The 18,309-nt window shown below is 64.7% G+C and carries 17 protein-coding genes; 12 read left to right on the top strand and 5 right to left on the bottom strand.

What is annotated here, in order from left to right:
- Positions 1-114: 114 nt before the first annotated feature.
- On the bottom strand, positions 115-1,185 hold the full coding sequence (locus OWC48_RS27315; RefSeq protein ID WP_282522748.1) for a glycosyltransferase family 4 protein: 1,071 nt from the start codon (positions 1,183-1,185) through the stop codon (positions 115-117).
- Between the two features lie 271 nt (positions 1,186-1,456).
- Between OWC48_RS27315 and OWC48_RS27320 the strand changes: the two genes are divergently transcribed.
- The 4 genes from OWC48_RS27320 to OWC48_RS27335 are packed head-to-tail and all read left to right on the top strand — an operon-like array spanning position 1,457 to position 7,377.
- On the top strand, positions 1,457-3,220 hold the full coding sequence (locus OWC48_RS27320; protein WP_282522749.1) for an ABC transporter ATP-binding protein: 1,764 nt from the start codon (positions 1,457-1,459) through the stop codon (positions 3,218-3,220).
- 59 nt (positions 3,221-3,279) lie between these two features.
- Positions 3,280-5,484, top strand: coding sequence for an amylo-alpha-1,6-glucosidase (locus tag OWC48_RS27325; protein WP_282522750.1), 2,205 nt, complete (start codon positions 3,280-3,282; stop codon positions 5,482-5,484).
- A gap of 22 nt (positions 5,485-5,506) precedes the next feature.
- A complete protein-coding gene (locus OWC48_RS27330) occupies positions 5,507-6,040 on the top strand; it encodes a PRC-barrel domain-containing protein (RefSeq protein ID WP_282522751.1) in 534 nt (177 codons plus the stop codon).
- Positions 6,041-6,063: 23 nt separating this feature from the next.
- A complete protein-coding gene (locus OWC48_RS27335; protein WP_282522752.1) occupies positions 6,064-7,377 on the top strand; it encodes an MFS transporter in 1,314 nt (437 codons plus the stop codon).
- A 34-nt stretch (positions 7,378-7,411) separates the two neighbouring features.
- Here OWC48_RS27335 and OWC48_RS27340 read toward each other — a convergent pair whose 3' ends face one another.
- The 4 genes from OWC48_RS27340 to fixL form a co-directional block, all read right to left on the bottom strand.
- On the bottom strand, positions 7,412-8,110 hold the full coding sequence (locus OWC48_RS27340; protein WP_282522753.1) for a helix-turn-helix domain-containing protein: 699 nt from the start codon (positions 8,108-8,110) through the stop codon (positions 7,412-7,414).
- Positions 8,111-8,314: 204 nt separating this feature from the next.
- Entirely contained in the window at positions 8,315-8,737 is a 423-nt protein-coding gene (locus tag OWC48_RS27345) for a response regulator (protein ID WP_282522754.1), read from the bottom strand.
- Positions 8,738-8,795: 58 nt separating this feature from the next.
- The gene (fixJ, locus tag OWC48_RS27350; protein ID WP_028150099.1) at positions 8,796-9,413 is read right to left on the bottom strand and encodes a response regulator FixJ; all 618 of its coding nucleotides are present in this window, start codon (positions 9,411-9,413) and stop codon (positions 8,796-8,798) included.
- Between the two features lie 3 nt (positions 9,414-9,416).
- Positions 9,417-10,934 (bottom strand): sensor protein FixL, encoded by a 1,518-nt coding sequence (gene fixL, locus OWC48_RS27355; protein ID WP_282522755.1) that lies wholly within the window; start codon positions 10,932-10,934, stop codon positions 9,417-9,419.
- 208 nt (positions 10,935-11,142) lie between these two features.
- Here fixL and OWC48_RS27360 point away from each other — a divergent pair, with 208 nt between their 5' ends.
- The 8 genes from OWC48_RS27360 to OWC48_RS27395 all read left to right on the top strand — a co-directional run bounded on the left by OWC48_RS27360 (position 11,143) and on the right by OWC48_RS27395 (position 18,308).
- Positions 11,143-11,976, top strand: a complete 834-nt coding sequence (locus OWC48_RS27360) for a universal stress protein (protein WP_282522756.1) — start codon at positions 11,143-11,145, stop codon at positions 11,974-11,976.
- 37 nt (positions 11,977-12,013) lie between these two features.
- The gene (locus tag OWC48_RS27365; protein ID WP_282522757.1) at positions 12,014-12,439 is read left to right on the top strand and encodes an HPP family protein; all 426 of its coding nucleotides are present in this window, start codon (positions 12,014-12,016) and stop codon (positions 12,437-12,439) included.
- A gap of 336 nt (positions 12,440-12,775) precedes the next feature.
- The gene (ccoN, locus tag OWC48_RS27370) at positions 12,776-14,425 is read left to right on the top strand and encodes a cytochrome-c oxidase, cbb3-type subunit I (RefSeq protein WP_282522758.1); all 1,650 of its coding nucleotides are present in this window, start codon (positions 12,776-12,778) and stop codon (positions 14,423-14,425) included.
- Between the two features lie 10 nt (positions 14,426-14,435).
- The gene (gene ccoO / locus OWC48_RS27375) at positions 14,436-15,170 is read left to right on the top strand and encodes a cytochrome-c oxidase, cbb3-type subunit II (RefSeq protein WP_282522759.1); all 735 of its coding nucleotides are present in this window, start codon (positions 14,436-14,438) and stop codon (positions 15,168-15,170) included.
- A gap of 13 nt (positions 15,171-15,183) precedes the next feature.
- Positions 15,184-15,348 (top strand): CcoQ/FixQ family Cbb3-type cytochrome c oxidase assembly chaperone, encoded by a 165-nt coding sequence (locus OWC48_RS27380; protein ID WP_014497064.1) that lies wholly within the window; start codon positions 15,184-15,186, stop codon positions 15,346-15,348.
- Between the two features lie 6 nt (positions 15,349-15,354).
- A complete protein-coding gene (gene ccoP, locus OWC48_RS27385; protein ID WP_282522760.1) occupies positions 15,355-16,230 on the top strand; it encodes a cytochrome-c oxidase, cbb3-type subunit III in 876 nt (291 codons plus the stop codon).
- A gap of 113 nt (positions 16,231-16,343) precedes the next feature.
- A complete protein-coding gene (gene ccoG, locus OWC48_RS27390; RefSeq protein WP_282522761.1) occupies positions 16,344-17,807 on the top strand; it encodes a cytochrome c oxidase accessory protein CcoG in 1,464 nt (487 codons plus the stop codon).
- 15 nt (positions 17,808-17,822) lie between these two features.
- The gene (locus tag OWC48_RS27395; RefSeq protein WP_282522762.1) at positions 17,823-18,308 is read left to right on the top strand and encodes a FixH family protein; all 486 of its coding nucleotides are present in this window, start codon (positions 17,823-17,825) and stop codon (positions 18,306-18,308) included.
- Position 18,309: the final 1 nt, after the last annotated feature.

Genomic DNA, 18,309 nt, shown 5'->3' on the forward strand with positions numbered 1-18,309 from the left:
GACCGGGCGATCCAGTATCCAAGAGACCGCAGTGCTTGAGCCGAGAAGCCGCGGAGTACTGGATGCCCCGGTCAAGCCGGGGCATGACAGTGTATCGTGAGGTGAAAGCGGCCCTTACTCCGCGCTGCTGACCAGCTTGATCCGCGGCGCCTGCGCTTCCGTCAGGCTGCGATAGGCCGCGAGATAATCCAGCGCCATCCGCCGCGCCGTGAAGCGCGTCTCGAACTGCTTGCGGATCGCCGCGCGATCGAGTTGCGGCAGGCGCTTGACGACGCCGGCGGCGCTGATGATGTCCTCGACCACGAAGCCGGTGAGGCCCTCGTCGATGATCTCGGGCACCGAGCCGCGATTGAACGCGACGACCGGCGTGCCGCAGGCCATGGCTTCGATCATCACGAGGCCGAATGGCTCCGGCCAGTCGATCGGCAGCAGGAGGCCGAGCGCGCCGCTCAGGAAGTCCGATTTCTCGTGGTCACTGATCTCGCCGATGAAGTCGACCAGCGGATTGTTATGGATCATCGGCTTGATCAGCTCGTCGTAATAGTCCTGGTCGGCGCGATCGACCTTGGCCGCGATCTTCAGCGGGATGCCGCAATGCATCGCGATCTTGATGGCGCGGTCGACACCCTTCTCGGGCGCGATGCGGCCGAGCACGGCGAGATATTCCTGCTTCGCCGGCTTCGGCGTCAGCAAGTTCTCCGGCAGGCCGTGGTGGATGGTCGTCACCCAATTCGCCTGCGGCACCGGCCTGCGTTGTGCGTTCGAGATCGAGATGACAGGCATCTCGGAGAAGGTGTTGAACACAGGCTGATGCTCCGGCAGGTCGAGCCGGCCGTGCAGCGTGGTCAGGAACGGGGTCGGCTGCCGGTGGAACAGGGACCACGGATAGTAATCGAGATGGAAGTGGAGGAAATCGAACTCCTCGTCGTCACATTTTTGCCGCACGCGCTCCAGGAGCACCATATGCAGCGCGTTGGGATCGCGCACGGAACCGTCGAGACGAAGCGCCCGCGGCCATAATGCGTCCAGCTTCGCCGACGTCTGCGAGTCACCGCTGGCGAACAGGGTCACATCGTGTCCAAGGGCAACCAATTCCTCCGTCAACCAGTGCACCACCCGCTCGGTACCGCCATACAGCTTGGGTGGAACAGCCTCCGTCAACGGAGCTACCTGCGCGATGCGCATCTCGCCATCTCCTCTGTGATCATGGAAGTTAAACCCCCGCCGTGTCTCGCCACCGGCATGCCAGTCGAGGGAACGTTCTCGCAATTGCGAAGTTCCTTCAACGAACGTTACTTCTTCGACACACTTCAGTCGGCCGCGATGCTGCCATCTCCTCTTCTCACATCGTCCGCATCCGCATGTCGTGATGGCCTGGCCCGGAACCGAGGCGAAGCGGTCGATGTTCAATCCGCTAATAGAAAAATCGAAATCAATACGACGGGGTCGCAGTCACATGGATCATCTTTCTGGTTACGCGCGCAGGCCATTTGCCTTTGTCTTGCGCTATCTGCGGCGACGGCCGGCATCGCATCTCGTGATCCTGACCGCTGTTGTTGCAGCCGTTGCCTGTTCTGTGGGCACGCAATACGGCGTCAAATCCCTGGTCGACAGCCTGTCCGCGGGAACTTCGCACGGTGGCAGCGTATGGCTGGCATTCATTTTACTCATGTCGCTGATTGCGGCCGACAATTTCCTGTGGCGGATCGCGAGCTGGACCGCGAGCTTCACCTTCGTTCGTGTCACGGGCGATTTGCGTCGTGACATATTTCGTCATCTGACCGGACACGCGCCGAGCTATTTCTCGGATCGCATGCCGGGCATGCTCACGAGCCGTATCACCGCGACCTCGAACGCGGTGTTCACGGTCGAGAACATGTTCGTCTGGAATGTGTTGCCGCCGTGCATCGCCACACTTGCGGCCATCGGTCTGATTGGAACCGTCAGTCCCTATATGGCACTCGGCCTGATCGTGGTCGCGGGCGGTATGGTGATAGCGATGTTCCATCTGGCTGCAGCCGGCAAGCCGCTGCATGACGACTTCGCCGACAAGGCTGCCGTCGTCGACGGCGAGATGATCGACGTCATCAGCAACATGCCGCTGGTCCGCGCCTTCTGCGGCATCGGTCATGAGCATGAGCGCTTCGACGCGACGGTGAACCGGGAACTGACCGCGCGTGGCCGTAGCCTGCGTTATCTGGAAAAGCTGCGGCTCACGCATGCCGGTGTGACGGTGGTCCTGACGGTGGCGCTGATGGCCTGGGCGATCACGCTCTGGCAGCAGGGCGAGGCGACCACCGGCGATGTCGTGCTGGTCTGTACGCTCGGCCTCTCCATTCTCAACGCGACGCGCGACCTCGCGGTGGCGCTGGTCGATGTCACCCAGCACGTCGCGCGCCTGACCGAGGCGATCGCGACCTTGCTCGTGCCGCATGAATTGCGCGATCATCCCGAGGCTGAGCCGCTGATGAAGAGCGGCGCCGCGATCGCGTACAACAACGTCACCTTCGGCTATCCCGGCGGCGACAAGATCTTTGAACGGTTCAGCCTGCGGCTTCAGCCCGGCCAGCGCGTCGGTCTGGTCGGCCAGTCGGGCGGGGGGAAATCCACCCTGTTCACGTTGCTGCAGCGGTTCTACGATGTCGATGAAGGCAGCGTGACCATCGACGGGCAGGATATTTCCAAGGTGACCCAGCTGAGCCTGCGTGAGGCCATCTCGGTCGTGCCGCAGGATATCTCGCTATTCCACCGCTCCATCCGCGAGAACATCCGCTACGGCCGTCCGAACGCGACCGACGACGAGGTGCTGCGCGCGGCGATCGCGGCGCGCTGCGATTTCATCGACAGCCTGCCGGAAGGTCTCGACACGATGGTCGGCGACCGCGGTGTCAAGATGTCCGGCGGCCAGCGCCAGCGCATCGCGATCGCGCGGGCCTTCCTGAAGGACGCGCCGATCCTGCTGCTGGACGAAGCGACCGCCGCGCTCGACAGCGAATCCGAGGAGGCGATCCGCGAGGCGCTGTCGCGCCTGATGCGCGGCCGCACCGTGATCGCGATCGCGCACCGGCTGGCGACGCTGCGAAATTTCGATCGCGTCCTGGTGCTGAAGAATGGCAAGATCATCGAGGACGGCGCGCCCGACCGCCTGATGCAGGGCCACGGCCCCTACCGTGAGCTGGTGACGCAGGAGATGAGCCGGCTGGCGAAGTTCGCCGCGTAAGTCCAACAGTTGCGTTTGCGTTGGTCGCGTTCGAAAAACTGGCCGCAGGGGAGCAGCTCATGGCAGCCGAAGCCGTAACCCAGATCGTCTCGGCATCGCAGACGGAGGAGGCCGTCGCGGAGCAGGCGTTCTACATTCCGATGACGGGGCCCGCCGCGCGGCCCCGTCGGTCGCTGAAGCACGACGACACCTTCATCGTGCTGGACAGCCATGGCGACATCGGCGCTTCCGCCGGCGGGCCGGACGGCCTGTTCAACTGCGACACGCGCTATCTGGCGCGGCTGGAGCTCGTGCTCGACGATCTCCAGCCGTTGCTGCTCGGCTCGAATCTGCGCGACGACAATTCGGCCCTGACCGTCGATCTCACCAATCCCGATATCTATCGGCAGGGCCGCATCGTGCTGCAGAAGGACCTGCTGCACATCGTGCGCACGATCTTCCTGTGGCGCGGCACGGCCTATCAGCGCATCGGCGTGCAGAACCATGGCGACCGTCGCGCCAGCCTGGAGCTGACGCTGCTGTTCGACAACGATTTTGCCGACCTGTTCGAGGTGCGTGGCGAGCGGCGCCCGCACCGCGGGACCGGCACCAGCAAGTTGCTCGGGCCGACCGACGTGCTGTTCCACTATCGCGGCCTTGACGATGCCCAGCGTACCACCGGCCTGCATTTCGACCCGCGTCCGACGCGGCTGTCGGTGAATGCCGCGACCTGGCAGCTCGACCTGGACCCGCATCAGTCGAAATCCCTGTTCGTGGCGGTGTCCTGCAATCGGCCGATCGCGGAGAAGCCCGCGCGCTTTTTCAGGGGCCTGCTCGCCCATCGCCGCGAGATGCGCCAGTCGACGACGGGCATGGCCAGCATCGAGACGTCGAACAACATCTTCAACGAGGTGCTGTGCCAGGCCATGGCCGACCTCAACATGCTGATGACGGAGACGCCGCAGGGGCGTTACCCCTATGCCGGCATTCCCTGGTACTCGACGACGTTCGGCCGCGACGGCCTGATCACCGCGCTCCAGATGCTCTGGATCGATCCGCGGGTCGCGAAGGGCGTGCTGCGGCGGCTCGCGCATTTTCAGGCAGAGGCGGTCGATCCGCTGAACGATGCGGCGCCTGGAAAAATCCTGCACGAGATGCGTGGCGGCGAGATGGCTGCGCTCCGCGAGGTGCCGTTCGCGCAATATTACGGCAGCGTGGATTCAACCGCTTTGTTCGTGCTGCTCGCCGGAAGCTATTTCGAGCGCACCGGCGACGAGAAGACATTGACCGAGCTGTGGCCGGCGATCGAGGCGGGGCTGGCCTGGATCGACGGCCCCGGCGACCCCGACAAAGACGGCTTCGTCGAATACCAGCGCGCCACCGAAAAGGGCCTCGCCAACCAGGGCTGGAAGGACTCGTATGACGCGATCTTCCATGCCGATGGCCAGCTTGCGGAAGGCAATCTCGCCCTTGCCGAGGTGCAGGGTTACGTCTTTGCCGCCAAGCAGCTCGCCGCACGTTGCGCGTTGCGGCTCGGCAAGCCGGACCTCGCCAAAAAGCTCGAGGCCGAGGCCAAGGCGCTGGCCGAGCGGTTCGAGAAGGCATTCTGGTGCGAGGAACTCGGCACCTATGCGCTCGCGCTCGACGGCAGGAAGCGGCCCTGCAAGGTGCGGACATCCAATGCCGGGCAGGTGCTGTTCAGCGGCATGATCCGCGAGGACCGCGCACGTCTCGTCGCCGCCGATCTGATGGCGCCACACTTCTTCTCGGGCTGGGGCATCCGCACGGTCGCTGTCGGCGAGGTGCGCTACAATCCGATGTCCTATCATGACGGCTCGATCTGGCCGCACGACAATGCGCTGATCGCGCTCGGGCTCGCGCGCTACGGGCTCAAGCATTCGGTGGCGCATGTCTTCAAGGGCCTGTTCGACGCGGCGACCTACATGGACCTGCGGCGGCTGCCCGAATTGTTCTGCGGCTTCCGGCGCGAGAAGCGGCGGGGCCCGACGCTCTATCCGGTCGCCTGCGCGCCGCAGGCCTGGGCCAGCGCGACGCCATTCACGCTGCTGGAGGCCGCGCTCGGCATCGAGTTCGACGTCGCGCGCGGCGAGATTCGCCTGCGCAATCCGCATCTGCCGGCGTTCCTGAACGAGGTGATCCTGCGCGATCTGCGCCTGGGCAATTCCAGCGTGGATCTGCGCGTCAGCCGTCACGGCGACGACGTCGCGCTCGAGGTCTTGCGCACGCGCGGCCAGATCCAGGTCTCGATCGTGCTGGCACGCTAGCGGCGTGCCGGGAGGAGGGTTCATGCGTATCGCCGGATGGTTGGTTCTGAGCGTGGCGATCGTCGCGGGATTGACAGTCGCCGCATCGCGTGCCGCGGAGGAACCGCCCGCGGGCCCAACGACGCCCCCCAGCGAAGCGAACGCGCCGGCCACGGTGCAGCCGCCGGCTTCCACCGTGCCGGTCACGCCGAAGGACGCCGCGCCGCCGCCGTCCGTGACCATCATCGGTGCGAGTGACGCCCATGGCGTGCTCGGCCGTGACGTGCGCAGCGCAGCCGACGAGGACATGGGCCGCATTGTCGACATCATCGTCGACCGCACCGGCCATGTGCGCGCCGCCGTGATCGATTTCGGCGGCTTCCTCGGCGTCGGCAGCCGCAAGATCGTGGTGGACTGGAACGCGATGCGGTTCGGCAAGATTGCCAACAAGAAGGACAGCATCACGCTGGAATTGACCAAGGCGCAGGTCGCAGCCGCGCCGGAATACAAGGAAGACACGCCGATGGTGGTGCTCGGCGCGTCCGGCAGCCTGCAGCCGCTGCAAGCGATTCAGTGAGGCACGGGGAGGAATGGCCGCCGGTGCTGTTGTCGAGGAAGCCGAACCACGCAGATCGCGATAGCCGCGTTGAACGGTACAACGTTGCCGCGCCGCCGCCTGCAGGCCTTCCGGCGCCGTCGCGCCAGAGCCTGCGCGGCCTCGACTGGTTCATCTTCTTCCTCGCCGACGTGCAGACCGGGTTCGGCCCCTTCATCGCGGTCTACCTCACGACGCAGAAATGGACCCAGGTCGAGATCGGCCTCGTGCTGTCGATCGGCGGCATCGTCGCGCTGATCGGGCAGATGCCGGGTGGCGCGATCATCGATGCCGCGAAGTCCGAGCGGCTGGTCGCAGCCCTCGCGATCGCGACCATCGGCTTTTGCGCGCTCGCCTATGCGGCGATGCCGATCTTCCCTGTGGTGGTGGCTGCGGCCACGCTGCATGCGGCGGCGAGCTGCGTGCTGGGGCCGGCGATCGCGGCGATCAGCCTCGGCCTCGTCGGTCCGCTTGCGATCGGCGAACGGCTCGGCCGCAATGCGCGCTTTGCGTCCCTCGGCAACGGCGTCGCCGCCGCCGTGATGGGCACGGCCGGCTATCTCCTGTCGAGCCGCTCTGTGTTCCTGGTCACCTTCCTGCTGGCGATTCCGACCCTGATCGCGCTGTCGCGCATCCGCGAGGAGGAAGTGGACATCGCGCGCTGTCACGGCGAGATGCCGCGCGAGGCGCCGGTTCCAGGCGACACCAATATCTGGCACCTGATCCGGCAGCGCCCGCTGATCGTCTTCGCGCTGAGCGTACTGCTGCTGCAATTGGCGAACGCCGCGATGATGCCGCTGATGGCGAGCGCGGTGACGGCGCGGTCGAGCCAGTGGGCGACGGTGCTCGTCGCCTTCTGCATCGTCGTGCCACAGGCGATTGTTGCGCTGTTGTCACCGACGGTCGGGCGCAAGGCGCAGCTCTGGGGCAGGCGGCCGTTGTTGTTGATCGGGTTCGCCGCGCTGACGATCCGGGGCCTTCTGTTTGCGACCGTGCGCGATCCTTATCTGCTGGTCGCGGTGCAGGTGTTCGACGGCATCACGGCGGCGGTGTTTGCGGTGATGATCCCGCTGATCGTGGCTGACGTCGCCTTCGGCAGTGGCCATTTCAATCTGGCGCAAGGCATTGTCGGGACCGCGACCGGCATCGGGGCGTCCTTGAGCACGGCGCTTGGCGGCTATGTCAGCGACAAGTTCGGCAATGCCACCGCCTTCATCGGGCTGTCCGGCGTCGCCGCGACCGGGCTTTTGCTGATCCTCTTCGTGATGCCGGAAACCCGGCGCACCGGCATGATCGCGCCAAAGAAAATGGCCGGCTGAACAGCCGGCCAAGTGCGTGGGGAGGGAAAAGCGATCAGGCGTCGAGATTGTGCAGGCGCTGACGGTTGCGCAGCACGATCTGGCGGGCGCCGGAAAATCCCAAAATGCCTTGGGCGTGAAGCTGCGACAGCGCGCGCGAAACGGTCTCCAGCGTCAGGCCGAGATAGTCGCCGATGTCGCGGCGGCACATCGGCAGTGCCATCATGCCGGCTACCGCAAGGCGGCGGTCCATCTCGAGCAGGAAGGTTGCGACGCGCTCCATCGCAGTCTTGCGTCCCAGCAGCAGCATGTGGTCTTCGGCGTGACGTAGTTCGCCGGCGGTCATGGCCCAGAGCTTGCGGGCGACCTGCACGTCGGTGCCGGCGGCCTTCTCCAGGCTCGCGCGCTTCACCAGGCGCACGGTTGTGTCGATGATGGCTTCAGCGGCGAGGCGGTGGCTGGGACCGGATTCAAGGCCGAACACGTCACCGGGGAGATGGAAGGAGCCGATCTGGCGGCGGCCGTCGGAGAGCAGCTTGTAGCTGCGCACCGCGCCGGTGATGACCTGGTAGACATATTCGGCCGGCTCGTCCTCGCCGTAGATTTCCTCGTCCTTGCGGTAGGAGAACTCCGTGGCGACGAGGCCGACTTGGCCGGCGATCGCGCCGAACTGGTCGGAGACGGGATGGGCAGGAGCAATCTTGCCACGAACTTGCGTGTTGATCGCCTGGGTGTTGAGGGTCTCGGTCAGCATCTGCGCCATCTCCGTTGTGATGACGCTTTGGTACGCGGGTTCGCGCGCTTCGAAAATTTCGCGAGATATCTTAAGGGGGGGCCCTTACGTAGAATCCCTTAGGTCACGGGAACGCGTAGCCCGGATGGAGCGAAGCGAAATCCGGGGCCGCTGTGGCTTGTCATCCCGGATTGCGCTGCGCTCCATCCGGGCTACGAAACATCCCTAGTTGCCGCGGCCGCCCTGGATGGCGTGGCGGATGGACTTGACCAGGGTTTCGTCGAGAAGCGGCTTCAAAATCACGTCCTTGACGCCTGCGGCTGCCGCCCGGGCCGAGATATTCCCGTCGGGATAGCCGGTGATCAGGATCACGGGCGTGCCCTCGTCGGACTGGCGCAATCGGCCGGCCAGCTCGATGCCGTTGATGTCGGGCATCTTGTAGTCGATCACGTAGCAGTCCGCCCCCTGCGCGCCGCTGGCATTCAGCAGGGCCGTGGCATTCCTGAAGGTCCGCACGGCAAAGCCGTCGGTTTCCAGCAGGAATTGCAGGGATCCCAGCACAGCGGCATCATCGTCGACCACGTAGACGGTGGGCTTTGCGGATGACGTCATTGGAAGCCGCTGATGGTGCGAGCCGATCTCGATCATCCCATCTGGCTAGCACGGCCCGGCAGAATGATTTTGACCTGCCTCAATCCGATTTGCCTCAATCCTTCAGCATCCCGGCGCGCATCGCCAGCCGGACCAGCTCCGAGAGGCTGTTGGCCTGCATCTTGGTCATGACGTTGGCCCGGTAGACCTCGATGGTGCGGGGGCTGATGTCGTATTCACGGGCGATCAGCTTGTTGGAGAGGCCCGCGATCAGCCCTTCCATCACCTGGCGCTCGCGCGGGCTGAGGGAGGCGACGCGGGCGGCGATGTCCTGCGAGATCGCCTCGTTCTTCGCCGCCGGCTCGGCCTGGCGGATCGCCGTCTCGATCATGGTGGTGAGGCGGTCGTCCTCGAATGGTTTCTCGAGAAAGTCGACCGCCCCCAACTTCATCGCCTCGACCGCGAGCGGCACGTCGCCATGACCGGTCATGATCAGGATCGGGAACGGGCTCTGCTGCGCCTTCATCCGCTTCAACAGCTCGATCCCGTCGATTCCAGGCATGCGCACGTCCGAGACGACGCAGCCGAAGGCGAGGCCGGGCAGGACATCGAGGAAGGCTTGCGCATCGTCAAACAGGGTGACGCCGAAGCCGGAGGAATCCAGCAGGAAGTTCAGCGAGTCCCGCATCGCCTCGTCGTCATCGATGACGTAGACATGTCCCTTGGTCGTCATGGATCAATTCTCATCGGCTGCCGGGAGAGTGAAGCGGAATGTCGCGCCGCCTGATGGGTTGCTCTCGGCCCACATGCGTCCGCCGTGAGCCTCGATGATCGAGCGGCTGATGGAGAGTCCCACGCCCATGCCGGTTTCCTTGGTGGTGAAGAAAGTCTGGAACAGGTTGGGAATGACGTCGCCCTGGAAGCCGGAGCCAGTGTCGGACACCTCGACCTCGATCATGTCGTCACCGACGCGGGTGTTGGCGACTACGAGCTCGCGCTGAGGCGATTGCGCCATCGCTTCCAGCGCGTTGCGGAACAGATTGACCAGCACCTGCTGGATCTGTACGCGGTCGGCGAGCACGAGATCGGCGTCGGGATTGAGGCTGAAGCGGAGCTGCACGTTCTGCTCGCGCGCGCCGGCAAGTCCGAGCGCGCCGGCTTCCTCGATCAGCTTGGACAGGCTCTCGACCCGCTTCTCGGACTCGCCGCGGGAGACGAAGTCGCGCAGGCGGCGGATGATCTGGCCGGCGCGCAAGGCCTGCTCCGCGGCGCGATCCATCGCACTTTCGATCTTTGGCGTGTTGGGATCGGTGCTGCCGGCCAGCAGCCGCCGCGACCCCTTCATGTAATTGCTGATCGCCGCCAGCGGCTGGTTGATCTCGTGGGCAAGCGCCGAGGCCATCTCGCCCATCGCGGTCAGCCGCGACACGTGGACGAGCTCGGACTGCAATTCCTGGAGCCGCGCCTGGGTCTGCTGGTGCTCGGTGAGGTCGCGGACGAAGCCGGTGAAATAGGGCTCGCCGCCGGACTGCATCTCGCCGATCGAGAGGTGCATCGGAAAGGTCGTGCCGTCGCGGCGCTTGCCGGTCACGATGCGGCCGATGCCGATGATGTGCGGGTCGTTGGTGCTGCGATAGCGCGCGATGTAGCTGTCGTGGCGGGTGCGGTCGGGCTCCGGCATCAGGATGCTGACGTTCTGGCCGATCGCCTCCTGCTCGGACCAGCCGAACAGGCGCTCGGCGGCGGTGCTGAACAGTTGCATGATGCCGCGGCCGTCGATGACGATCATGGCGTCGGGAATGGTGTGAAGGATCGAGCGGAGGTGGGTCTCGCGCGTGCGCAGGGCTTCCTCGACCTGCTTCTCCTCGTCGATGTCGAGGAAGATGCCGCTGAGATGGCGGGCGCAGCCGGAATCGTCCCGGATCAAGCCGGCGCGGGCCCTGATCCATTTGCCGCGGCCGGAATTGGCGGAAATCCTGAAGGAGACGTCGAAGCCGCCGCCATGCTCGGAGACCTGCTTGATCGCGTTCTCGACGCGCGCGCGGTCGCCGGGCTCGAGGCGCGACAGGAAGAGGTCGTAGCTCGCCGGCTGGCCCCGCTCGATGCCGAGCAGCATCCTCGCGGTTTCCGACCACTCCAGTTCGCGCGTGGTGAGGTCGAGATCCCAGGTGCCGACGCCGAATCCCTCGATCCGGACCCGGAAATGCTCGCCGCGACTGTCGTCTGGCGGATGCGTTACGCGGGTCGGCGACAATCGATGACTCCCATCTTCGCGCGGCGGGCGTAGTGCCGCGAACATGACCGCAATTTCGCCCATGGACCGGCCCGAGGCAAGTTCGGATGTCTGATTCCATTGGCGGATTTCGCTCAAGGCCGCATCCGGCGATTTGATCTACCTCATCCTGCCTCGTCACGGCGAGGCTAGATTTCGCGTCAGTTCATTGCCTGCGCGGAGAATCCCAATGACTTACGCGACCGTGATGGTCAGTCTGGCGCTCGATCAGTCCAACGAGGCGCGCCTTCAGGTCGCGGGTGAGCTCGCCGAGCGATTCGAGGCGGCCATTATCGGGGTTGCCGCAGGGCAATTCGCGCCGCCGCTCTATTTCACCGACGGCGCTGAAGCCCAGAGCCTGATCGATCAGGAGGAAGCCTCCATCAGGAAGCGCCTTGCTGATCTGGAGGCGCAGTTCCGCGCCGCCACCAAAGCGCGCGGCGGCCGCGTGGAGTGGCGCGGCGCCATGGATTTTCCGACCCGTTTTGTGCTGGCGCAGGCACGATGTGCCGATATCATCGTCAGCGGCGGCCACAGCCCGGCCTTCTCCGATGCGTTCGCGCTCGCGAGCCCCAAGGACCTGGTGATGCAGGCCGGCCGCCCGCTTCTCGTCGTTCCCGACAAGGTCAACTGGCTCGATCTGCGCAGCGTGCTGGTGGCCTGGAAGGACACGCCGGAGGCGCGGCGCGCGGTAGCGGATGCGCTGCCGATGCTGCGCAAGGCGAGGGACGTCACCATCGTCGAAATCCCGGAGCGCGATGACGACCGTTCGGCGGTGATGGCCGGCGTCACCGACGTTGCCGCCTGGCTCGCCCGTCACGGCGTCACCGCGAGCGCACGCGTCTCGGAGGTCGTGCGGAACGCAACCGCTGCCGCGCAGTTGGAGCAGGTCGCTGGCGACCTCGGCGCCGGCCTGATCGTGGCGGGCGCCTATGGGCATTCGCGCTTTCGCGAGCTGATCCTCGGCGGCGTCACCGAATATCTGGTCACGCAATCCGCCCGCAGCGTGCTGCTGTCGCACTGACGGCGGGCGGGCCAAAACGAAAATCGGAGGACGCGCTGTGTATAAATTTCTTGAAGAGATCGTCGACAGCTACATGACGCGCAACGTCACGACGGTGCGGCGCGACCACGACCTGCTCGCGCTCAGCGAGATGTTCGAGCGTGATGATTTCAACTCCTATCCGGTCGAGGACGACGGGCAGGTGGTCGGCATCGTCACCAAGTTCGACATCCTGAAATGCTTCGCGTTCTCGCCGAACCAGATGCTGCCGCGCTATCACGACCTGATGAGCCGCAGGATCGGCGACGTCATGACGCCCGAGTTCATCTATGTCAGCCCCGACACGCGGCTGACGCGCGTGCTCCAGGTCATGGTCGAGCACCGCATCAGGAGCATCATCGTGCTCGACGGCGCCGAGAAGCTGGTCGGAATCATCGCCCGCGAGGACGTCATCAAGGCGCTCAAGGCGACGGCAAGGGAGTGACTCCTTTCTTGTAGGGTGGGCAAAGCGAAGCGTGCCCACCATTCAGTCGCGGTGTTGAATAGAGCGTGGGCACGGCGCAAGTGCGCCTTTGCCCGCCCTACGATTCTGAACTCGGAGAGGCATACCCCTCACCCTAGTGAGTCTGCCGCACTGTCCGCGCTGCCCTCTCCCGCAAGGGGAGAGGGCACTTTAACTGGCGGCTCCGCAGAAATACGGCCCCTCCCGGAAAATGGCCGCCCGATAGTTAGAACTCAAACGCACACCTTGATTTCAATCAATTCCCCGCGAGGGTGAATGTGGTTTCTGGCGGCGTGTTCTTTCGAGAGAGAATCCGCGATGCCCCAGCCCTCCATCTCCAAATCGATGACAGCAGGTGAAAGCGGCCTGGCTGTCGTGTTCGCGGTCACCGCCTTCCTCTGCGTGATCGCCGCGGCCAAGGCGCTCGACGCGCCGTTCGCTTTCCACGCCGCGCTCAGCGCGGCGGCGAGCGTGGCTGTGGTCTTTGGCATCGTCAACCGCTACTTCGACCGCCCGGCGGAGTTGCCGCCCGCGGAGATCAACGGCCGCCCCAACTACAACATGGGCCCGGTCAAGTTCACCGCGGTCATGGCGATGTTCTGGGGCATTGCCGGCTTCCTCGTCGGCCTCATCATCGCCTCGCAGCTGGCGTGGCCCGCGCTGAACTTCGATCTGCCCTGGACCAGCTTCGGCCGGCTGCGTCCGCTGCACACCTCCGCGGTGATCTTCGCCTTCGGCGGCAACGTGCTGATCGGCACGTCGCTCTATGTCGTGCAGAAGTCCTGCCGCGTGCGCCTTGCGGGCGATCTCGCGCCCTGGTTCGTCGTGATCGGCTACAACTTCTTCATCCTGATCGCCGGCACCGGCTATCTGCTCGGTGTCACCCAGTCGAAGGAATATGCCGAGCCGGAATGGTATGCCGACCTCTGGCTCACCATCGTCTGGGTCGCCTATCTGCTGGTGTTCCTTGCCACGATCATCAAGCGCAAGGAGCCGCACATCTTCGTCGCGAACTGGTTCTATCTCGCCTTCATCGTGACGATCGCGGTCCTGCATCTCGGCAACAATCCCGCGCTGCCGGTCTCGGTGTTCGGCTCAAAATCCTACGTCGCCTGGGGTGGCATCCAGGACGCCATGTTCCAGTGGTGGTACGGCCACAACGCGGTCGGCTTCTTCCTGACCGCCGGCTTCCTCGCCATCATGTACTACTTCATCCCGAAGCGCGCGGAGCGGCCGATCTATTCCTACCGGCTGTCGATCATCCACTTCTGGGCGCTGATCTTCCTCTACATCTGGGCCGGCCCGCACCATCTGCACTACACGGCGCTGCCCGACTGGACGCAGACGCTCGGCATGACCTTCTCGATCATGCTGTGGATGCCCTCCTGGGGCGGCATGATCAACGGCCTGATGACGCTGTCCGGCGCCTGGGACAAGCTCCGCACCGATCCCGTGCTGCGCATGCTCGTGGTCTCCGTCGCCTTCTACGGCATGTCGACCTTCGAAGGCCCGATGATGTCGATCAAGGTGGTGAACTCGCTCAGCCACTACACCGACTGGACCATCGGCCACGTGCATTCCGGCGCGCTCGGCTGGGTCGGCTTCGTCTCCTTCGGCGCGCTCTACTGCATGGTGCCGTGGGTGTGGAATCGCAAGGGCCTCTACAGCCTGAAGCTCGTCAACTGGCACTTCTGGATCGCGACGCTGGGGATCGTTCTCTACATCTCGGCGATGTGGGTGTCCGGCATCCTGCAGGGCCTGATGTGGCGCGCCTACACCTCGCTCGGCTTCCTCGAATATTCCTTCATCGAGAGCGTCGAGGCGATGCATCCGTTCTACATCATCCGCGCCGCCGGCGGTGGGCTGTTCCTGATCGGCGCGCTGATCATGGCCTACAATCTCTGGATGACCGTTCGCGTCGGCGAACAGGAAGTCCAGATGCCCGTCGCGCTTCAGCCGGCGGAATGAGGAGCCTTCCATGTCGTTCTGGACACGCCACCAAATCTTCGAAAAGAACTCGATCGTCCTGATCGTCGGCATTCTGCTGGTGATCGCGATCGGTGGTCTCGTCGAGATCACGCCGCTGTTCTACCTCAAGAGCACGATCGAGGCGGTCGACGGCGTCAGGCCCTACACGCCGCTGGAGCTCGCGGGCCGCAACGTCTATGTCCGCGAAGGCTGCTATCTCTGCCATTCGCAGATGATCCGCCCCTTGCGCGACGAGGTCGAGCGCTACGGCCACTTCTCGCTCGCCGCCGAGAGCATGTACGACCACCCGTTCCAGTGGGGCTCGAAGCGCACCGGTCCCGATCTCGCCCGCGTCGGCGCCAAATATTCCGACGACTGGCACGTCACCCATCTGACCAACCCGCGCGCGATCGTGCCGCAGTCGGTGATGCCGGGCTATCCGTTCCTGAGCCAGACCGAGGTCGATCCCGATACGATCGCCGACCACATGAAGACGCTCAAGGCCGTCGGCACGCCCTACACCGACGACCAGATCGCCAACGCGGGCGCCGATCTGAAAGCCCAGGCCGATCCGGACAATGCCGGAAGCGATGCCTTCACCAAGCGTTACGCCAAGGCCGTCGTGCGCAATTTCGACGGCAAGGCCGGCACGCCGACCGAGATGGATGCGCTGATCGCGTATCTGCAGATGCTGGGCACGCTGGTCGACTTCAAGCTCTACAACGAGAAAGCCAATCTTCGCTGAGAAGGCATCAACGATGAAAGCCATCCTGACACTCGACAATCTCGCGTCTGGTCTCGTGACCACGATCTGGACGCCGGTCTTCGTCGCGATCTTTCTCGCGATCATCGCCTACGCATTATGGCCCCGCAACAAGGCCGCTTTCGACGAAGCGGCACGCCTGCCGTTGCGGGAGGAGTAAGAGATCATGACCGATCATCATGGCGACATCGATTCCGTCACCGGCAAGTCCACGACCGGACATGAGTGGGACGGCATCAAGGAGCTCAACACGCCGCTGCCGCGCTGGTGGGTGATCTCATTCTACCTCACCATCGTCTGGGCGATCGGCTACTGGATCGTCTATCCGGCCTGGCCGCTGATCTCCAGCAATACCACCGGCCTGTTCGGCTATTCATCGCGCGCCGACGTCGCGGTCGAGCTCGCCAACCTCGAGAAGATCCGGGGTGACAAGATGGCGGCGTTGGGCGCGGCTTCGCTCGCCGACATCGAGAAGGACCCGGCCTTGCTGGCGCTGGCGCGGGCCAAGGGCAAGACCGTGTTCGGCGACAATTGCGCGCCGTGCCACGGCTCGGGCGGCGCCGGCGCCAAGGGCTTTCCGAACCTGAACGACGACGACTGGCTGTGGGGCGGCACGCTCGACCAGATCATGCAGACCATCCGGTTCGGCGCGCGCTCCGGCCATGCCAAGGCGCATGAAGGGCAGATGCTCGCCTTCGGCAAGGACGGCGTGCTGAAGGGCGACGAGATCGTCACGGTCGCCAATTACGTGCGGTCGCTGTCGGGCCTCTCGACCCGCAACGGCTTTGATGCCGCCAAGGGCGAGAAGATTTTTGCGGAGAATTGCGTCGCCTGCCACGGGGACGGCGGCAAGGGCAACCCGGAGATGGGCGCCCCGAACCTGACCGACAAGATCTGGCTCTACGGCTCGGACGAAGCGAGCCTGATCGACACCATCAGCCAGGGCCGCGCCGGCGTGATGCCGGCCTGGGAAGGACGGCTCGACCCCGCCACCATCAAGGCGATGGCGGTCTACGTCCACTCGCTGGGCGGCGGAAAATAGCCTGCTCGCGACATGTGGGGGCGAACATAAAGTGCCCCCGCTTGCGCTGGATCAACTGACGCGCTCGCGTCGGGTCTAGGTTTAATCGCACCTTTTCGAGAAGCTTCCTGGCGATGAACAAGACCGCGAACCCGAACGACCTCACATCGAACGATGACGACGGGCCGCTCTACGTAGCCCAGAAGAAGGTGTATCCCCAGAGCGTCTCCGGCACGTTCCGCCGGATCAAATGGGGCCTGATGGCGTTCTGCCTCGGCGTCTACTACTTCCTGCCGTTCGTGCGCTGGAACCGCGGCCTCGGCGCTCCCAGCCAGGCGGTGCTGATCGATCTTCCCAACAGCCGCTTCTACTTCTTCTTCATCGAGCTGTGGCCGCAGGAGGTCTACTACTTCACCGGACTGCTGATCGTCGCCGCGGTGGCGCTGTTCCTGATGAACTCGGTCGGCGGCCGAATCTGGTGCGGCTATCTCTGCCCGCAGACGGTGTGGACCGATCTGTTCTACGCCGTCGAGAGGTTCGTCGAAGGCGATCGCCGCGAGCGGATGAAGAAAGACAAGTCGTCCGGCCTGACGCTGAAGCGCGTCTCCGAGATCGCACTCAAGCATTCGATCTGGCTTCTGATCGCCTGGTGGACCGGCGGCGCCTGGGTGCTCTATTTCAACGACGCGCCGACGCTGGTGAAGGAGCTCCTCACCTTCCAGGCGCCGATGATCGCCTATATCTGGATCGGCATCCTGACGGCGACGACCTATGTGCTCGCCGGCTACATGCGCGAGCAGGTCTGCACCTATATGTGCCCGTGGCCGCGCATCCAGGCCGCGCTCACCGACGAATGGGCGCTCAACGTCACCTACCGCTACGACCGCGGCGAGAAGCGCACCTCGGTGAAGAAGGCGATCGAGCTGCGCGCGCTTGGCGAGCATGTCGGCGACTGCGTCGACTGCTATCAATGCGTCGCGGTCTGCCCGACCGGCATCGACATCCGCAACGGGCCGCAGCTCGAATGCATCCAGTGCGGGCTCTGCATCGATGCCTGCGACAACGTCATGACCAAGATCGGCCGGCCGAAGCGGCTGATCGGCTACGACAACGACATCAACATCCAGCGCCGCCAGGAAGGCAAGGCGCCGGTCTACCGCATCGTCCGGGCCCGCACCGTCGCCTACAGCGCGATCATCGCGGCGGTCGGCGGCATCATGATCTACACGCTCGCGACCCGCAGCCTGCTCGACGTCAACGTGTTGCACGACCGTAATCCCGTCGCGGTCAAGCTCAGCGACGGCTCGATCCGCAATGCCTATACGGTTCGGCTGCTGAACAAGAGCGGCTACGACCGCGTCATCGCGATCGACGCCAACGGTCCGGCCAACCTGACCACGCATGTCGTCGGCATCGATTCCGTGACGCCCGACCGGCCGATGATCGTGATCCCGCGTGACTCCACCAGCGAGCTGCGCCTGCTGGTCACCGCACCGGCGGAGAGCAATCCGGAGAAGTCGGTTCCCGTTCGTTTCCACGTCACCGACATCGGGCTCGGCGAGGTCGCCACCGCCACCGACAATTTCGTCTCGCCCTAGGATCAGGAGACCGCCATGGCCACCAAGCCGCTGACCGGAACAAAAGTGTTCCTGATGCTGGTCGCCTTCTTCGGGCTCGTGATCGGTGTCAACGTGACCATGATGAAGCTCGCGATCGCGACGCTGCCCGGCACCGACGTCGACAGCCCCTATGCCGCAGGCCTCACCTATGACCGCGAGATCTCGGCAGCGCAGGACCAGGCTGCGCGCAAATGGCAGGTCAGCGCCCATATCGAGCGCCGCGCCGATGGCGCCGCCACGCTCCAGGTCGACGCCCGCGATGCGAAGGGCCAGCCGATGAGCGGGTTGAAATTCGGCGGCCGCCTGGAGCGGCCGACCGACAAGCGCGCCGATCTCCAGGTCACACTCTCGGAGGCCGGCATCGGCATCTATCGCGGCAATGCCACCTCGGTCGCGCCGGGGCAGTGGGATCTCGTGATCGAAGGCGAGGCGCGCGGAACACGCGTGTTCATGTCGCGCAACCGCGTGATCCTGAACTGAG

Origin of the sequence: Bradyrhizobium sp. Arg816, assembly GCF_029989365.1 — a bacterium.
Lineage (GTDB): Bacteria > Pseudomonadota > Alphaproteobacteria > Rhizobiales > Xanthobacteraceae > Bradyrhizobium.

Coding starts and splice junctions, on each gene's coding strand:
- OWC48_RS27315 (WP_282522748.1), bottom strand. CDS start 1,185: ATGCGCATCGCGCAGGTAGCTCCGTTGACGGAGGCTGTTCCACCCAAG.
- OWC48_RS27320 (WP_282522749.1), top strand. CDS start 1,457: ATGGATCATCTTTCTGGTTACGCGCGCAGGCCATTTGCCTTTGTCTTG.
- OWC48_RS27325 (WP_282522750.1), top strand. CDS start 3,280: ATGGCAGCCGAAGCCGTAACCCAGATCGTCTCGGCATCGCAGACGGAG.
- OWC48_RS27330 (WP_282522751.1), top strand. CDS start 5,507: ATGCGTATCGCCGGATGGTTGGTTCTGAGCGTGGCGATCGTCGCGGGA.
- OWC48_RS27340 (WP_282522753.1), bottom strand. CDS start 8,110: ATGCTGACCGAGACCCTCAACACCCAGGCGATCAACACGCAAGTTCGT.
- OWC48_RS27345 (WP_282522754.1), bottom strand. CDS start 8,737: ATGATCGAGATCGGCTCGCACCATCAGCGGCTTCCAATGACGTCATCC.
- fixJ (WP_028150099.1), bottom strand. CDS start 9,413: ATGACGACCAAGGGACATGTCTACGTCATCGATGACGACGAGGCGATG.
- OWC48_RS27360 (WP_282522756.1), top strand. CDS start 11,143: ATGACTTACGCGACCGTGATGGTCAGTCTGGCGCTCGATCAGTCCAAC.
- ccoN (WP_282522758.1), top strand. CDS start 12,776: ATGCCCCAGCCCTCCATCTCCAAATCGATGACAGCAGGTGAAAGCGGC.
- ccoO (WP_282522759.1), top strand. CDS start 14,436: ATGTCGTTCTGGACACGCCACCAAATCTTCGAAAAGAACTCGATCGTC.
- OWC48_RS27380 (WP_014497064.1), top strand. CDS start 15,184: ATGAAAGCCATCCTGACACTCGACAATCTCGCGTCTGGTCTCGTGACC.
- ccoP (WP_282522760.1), top strand. CDS start 15,355: ATGACCGATCATCATGGCGACATCGATTCCGTCACCGGCAAGTCCACG.
- ccoG (WP_282522761.1), top strand. CDS start 16,344: ATGAACAAGACCGCGAACCCGAACGACCTCACATCGAACGATGACGAC.
- OWC48_RS27395 (WP_282522762.1), top strand. CDS start 17,823: ATGGCCACCAAGCCGCTGACCGGAACAAAAGTGTTCCTGATGCTGGTC.